The organism is Paraburkholderia sp. BR14320, from assembly GCF_040948665.1.
GTDB classification, from domain to species: Bacteria; Pseudomonadota; Gammaproteobacteria; order Burkholderiales; family Burkholderiaceae; genus Paraburkholderia; species Paraburkholderia youngii.
This window is the reverse complement of the sequence record NZ_JBFPKG010000134.1, coordinates 1-3,761: the sequence shown is the minus strand read 5'-3', so window position 1 is coordinate 3,761 and position 3,761 is coordinate 1. Positions and strand designations below refer to the sequence as shown.

The 3,761-nt window shown below is 57.5% G+C and carries 2 protein-coding genes and 1 pseudogene; 1 reads left to right on the top strand and 2 read right to left on the bottom strand.

Annotated features, from left to right (window positions below; genetic code table 11):
• Positions 1-152 precede the first annotated feature (152 nt).
• A pseudogene (locus AB3X89_RS39050) lies at positions 153-1,694 on the bottom strand (IS3 family transposase).
• 240 nt (positions 1,695-1,934) lie between these two features.
• On the opposite strand from AB3X89_RS39050, the gene AB3X89_RS39045 reads away from it, so the two are divergent.
• Positions 1,935-2,858, top strand: coding sequence for a tyrosine-type recombinase/integrase (locus AB3X89_RS39045; protein WP_368587919.1), 924 nt, complete (start codon positions 1,935-1,937; stop codon positions 2,856-2,858).
• A gap of 275 nt (positions 2,859-3,133) precedes the next feature.
• Here AB3X89_RS39045 and AB3X89_RS39040 read toward each other — a convergent pair.
• Positions 3,134-3,761, bottom strand: a 628-nt coding sequence (locus AB3X89_RS39040) for an IS5 family transposase (RefSeq protein ID WP_368587918.1), incomplete at its 5' end; no start/stop codon positions are given.

Here is a 3,761-nt window from a genome sequence, read left to right as displayed (position 1 = left end):
TGAGAGCTATCGACTGAAGGACAAACGAAAAGCAGGACAAACGGGAACGCGGGCAACAGCGAAAGCAGCCGCGTGACACAGGTCCCGGGTGGGTCAGATTTACTTCGGCGAATCGCCGAAAGGCGGGGGTGCGGCGGAATTCTTGGACTGATTTATGCCGCAATTCCGAGACTCTGCCGATATTCGACCGGGCTCAGGAAGCCGAGCGAGACCTTGATCCGCTTTGCGTTGTACCAGCGGATGTACGAGTCAACGACTTCGATGAATTGATCAACGCTCGTGGCCCGCCAGTCACGAGGATAGAATAACTCCGTCTTGAGGCGCCCGAAGAAACCTTCGCAGGCTGCATTATCCGGCGAACATCCTTTGCGCGACATCGAACGAATCAGCCTGGCATCCTGCATCCGTGAGAGCCATCCTGGCCAGCGATAGTGCGCACCGCGATCGGAGTGAACCACGGGCCGCTGCTCGCAGCCAGCAACCGACTCGATCGCCGAATCCAGCATGGTATTGACGAGTTCGGCATCCGGGCGCGTGCCGATTGACCAGCTCACTACGAGACCGTCGAAGCAGTCGATCACAGGTGACAGATATACCTTGCCGTCCGGGATCTGAAATTCGGTAATGTCGGTGAGCCATTTCTAATTTGGAGCGTCGGCACAGAAGTCACGATTGATGATGTTCTCCGGCGCGGGGCTTATTTCTCCGCGATAGGAGCCGTAGCGACGTCGTCTGGTCGTGGCAGCGGCCAGACCTTCCTGTCGCATCAAACGTCGCACTACCTTCTCCGAGATGAAGATCTGCTGCCTGCCCAATGCCGCGCGGATCCGGCGATATCCATAGCAACGGTGATTGAGTTCGAAGATGTCCGCGATGACGCGACGCGCGCCAGCGTGCCTGTCAGCAACCAACAGACGTGCACGGTGATAGAAGTACGAACTTCGGGCAAGCCCCATGGCGGCTAACAGCTCCGGCAACGCATAGGTCTGTTTCAGGGCATCAACCAGCATCGTCTTCTCCCGGTTGCTCAGGAGTTGCGGGTCGACGCCCATTCCTTTTTTTATCAGTTCGTTCGCCTTCTTCAGGATATCGTGCTCAAGCTGCAACTGCCGGATGTCGCGTCGAAGCGATTCGACCTGTTGTTCCAGTTCCGCACGTTCATGGTCCGGCGCTGGCTGCTTTTTGCGTTTCATCGATGCTGGAACCTCTCGACCGAGTAGCTGGTTCTTCCAGTTATACAGCGTCGGCCTACTCACGCCTGTTCTCTCGGCAACCACGCGTGCGCTTTGCTCTCTGGTGCACAGCTCGATGACCGCCGCCTGCTTCACTTTATGTGATTTTGGAACGCTACCAACTGATCTGCCAACAGTACGTTTTCTGATCTCAGGGCACAGTTCTTCGATCCAGGCTGCAAGCGTCTCGCGACTCGGATAGCCCAAAGCCCTCAAGGTTGCGGCAGCACAGCGGTCATGGCTCAAATAATGATCGACGGCAACCTTCTTCTGTTCAGCCGAGTACCGCGGCCTCGAACGGACATAGCCAGCCCGTAGATCATTGCACTGTTCGTATTCGCGACGCCAGGCTTTCAGAGAATTCTTTGTCGGGTAACCCAGCTGTCGGATGGTCGCCCCGAGGCGCTTTCCCAACTTTAGATAGAGCCGAACCGCTCGAAGACGCTCTTCATACGAGTACATGAACTACCTCCAGGTAGTCCAAGTTTTCGTCCGCACCCCCGGCGGGTCAGAATTCAATCGGCGTTGACAGCTGTGATCGATGGTATCGCGAAGGTGCAGTGAGCGAATGCGAATTCCCCCTGAATACAGGCATGTTTCCGACACGCGAGATCGAGGTAACCCCTTCCCTTTATAGACAGGTTGGCGAATCGCAGATTCGCATGGTGGATCGAAGACGCAAATCCAGTATATAAGGTGAACATGGATACGACTTCACTCTGGATAACGGCACCATCGGATGCCTACCGGCTCTGGCAGGAAGCGGAGGCAGTCGGCGCAGACCGGAAGCCTTTTTCAGCACGCTCGCGCGTCCAGCATGCGGCTATGTTTGCACGCTTCCATCGTCATCTGGCCGCTTGTGGCGCGTCGCTGTCCACCTTCGGCACCGAGCACATCGAGTCGTTTTTCAACGATGTCGAGACCCGCTGCGCGCCAGGTACAACGACGCGTCTGCGGTACGCCAGGATGCTGGATCGCCTGTGCCGGCATCTGGTCGAGATTGAAGTTCGCAGCAGTAATCCGGCGACCGGAATTGTCGCGTTCGAGCGCTGGCCGGACGATGAGCCGCTTCCCCTCTATCTCGATCCGGCCGCCGACCATCGGTTGCAAGGATGGCTCACTCCGACCGGCACGGACGACACACGCACATTGCGCAACCGGGCCATTGTGGCGCTGCTTCTGGGCAGCGGAATAACAGCTGCCGAACTACGGCGGACAGAACGTCAACACGTTGTCGTTGATGGTGTGCGACCACATGTGTACATTCCCAAGCACGGCCCTCGCGAGCCCCGGAAGGTGACGCTCCCTGAGTTCTCACTTGCGGCACTGATCGCCTGGAAAGAGGCGCATGCCCTCGAGGCGGATCATGCACTGCTTTTCCCGGCGCCCGGAAATGGCACCTCAATCAACGATGTGTTGTTAGGGGCCGTTGTGAAAGATGCGCTCGCGGCGATCGGGTTTCTCGCGCCCGACATGAGTCCCCGCGTGCTTCGCAATACATTTGCCCGTCGACAGCTGCTGTCGGGCAGGACTAACGAAGATACGACCCGGATGCTGGGTCTCGTGAGCCATCGCACAGTCACGCGGTTGCGCGCGACGATCGTTGAAGCATGCGAGTGTCGCTGATCGACCCACAAGGGACGGTCGGCATTTTCCAAAGCGGTCATTCAATGTGATACGTCTTCGATAAAATAGCACTGTGCGCGTCACCCTACGGTCGTCCCGGTTCAATAATTTAGCAGGCGGTGTTTGTTGAGTTCTTCATAAAGCGATGCGGGGTCGGGAAACACGTGTCCGCGCAGCCCAGCATCTCGCGCGCGCCACGTTCGCTTCGAGATCATCGACAAACAGCGATTCCGAGGGAGCGACGCCCAATAAATCGATGCACTTAAGAGACGGATTCAAAAAGGCTGCTCCGTCCGTCTGAAGATGTTCCAGCAGACGAGGGAGCAACCGAGTTTGAGAAATGCTTCGTGAATGTCAGCGCGATGTTCGAAGCGAATACGAAGACGACGGAAGTTGTGAAGCCACGCATGAGTACGTTCGACAACCCATCGGAATTTGCCCAGACCACTCCCGTGCTCTGTCCGGCGCTTGGCGATCACCGGAATGATGCCGCGCTTGCGAAGCTTCTGACGATGCGTCTCGGAGTCATAGCCGCGGTCTGCGTAGATGACTTTGGGCTTCTGAAGAGGTCGGCCACGCACGCCGCGCATCGGTGGAATGGCGTCAACGAGTGGCAGCAATTGGGTGACGTCGTTGCGATTCGCGCCTGTCTGGATCGCGCTGACAGGAACGCCGTTGGCGTCTACCAGGATGTGGTGCTTGGAACCTGGTCGCGCGCGATCCGTGGGGTTCGGTCCAGTTTTTCGCCCGCCCCAACGGCTCGCACAGATGAAGAGTTGAACCGCCCCGGGATTTCCGGAGGCTCCACTTCTTGAGAAAATGGAGCTATGGAAAACACGAAGAAGAAGTGCCCAAGGTACTCGCCTGAAGTTCGTGAGCGGGCTGTGCGAATGGTTCTGGAAC